Annotated in this window: 1 pseudogene; it reads left to right on the top strand. The window is 50.6% G+C overall.

Annotation, left to right across the window (positions count from 1 at the left end):
• Positions 1-539: pseudogene (locus tag R7Z47_RS26540) on the top strand (alpha-glucosidase); the annotation flags it as partial.

Below are 539 nucleotides of genomic sequence, written 5' to 3'. Positions count from 1 at the left end.
TAACTTTAGCGAGATGAAAGACAACTGGGCGATCCGTAATGACCGCGATGCCGAGTTCCGCATTACTCGTTCTCTACCAACGAAGACGTTCACCAACGAAACCTCATTCAGTTCTACCGCGGAGATGAGCCTACCAGCTGAGCAAACATCGGCGGTTTATACGGCGTATTCTAACCTGCACAATGCGAAAGAAGTGCAGTCAGAATCGTTGAAATTGCAAGATGTATTAGCGAATCCAACTCAATACATGGAAGCGTCGAAAGCGCGTTGGGACGGCTATTTAGCGAATGGTCTTATCAACAAAGAAGCGACAGCAGACCAAGCTCGCGTAGCGGTAAAAGCGATGGAGACCCTAAACGGTAACTGGCGCTCTGCGGCGGGCGATATTGAACAAGCGACAGTCACGCCATCGGTCACTGCGCGTTGGTTCTCTGGTAACTTAACGTGGCCGTGGGATTCGTGGAAACAAGCGTACGCGATGGCGCATTTCAACCCAGATGTTGCGATGGACAACATTCGCACGGTATTCCAAGAGCAAG

The sequence above is a fragment of the Vibrio sp. 1641 genome (assembly GCF_033339995.1).
Taxonomy (GTDB): domain Bacteria; phylum Pseudomonadota; class Gammaproteobacteria; order Enterobacterales; family Vibrionaceae; genus Vibrio; species Vibrio alginolyticus.
This window is presented reverse-complemented; position numbering and strand designations above follow the sequence as displayed.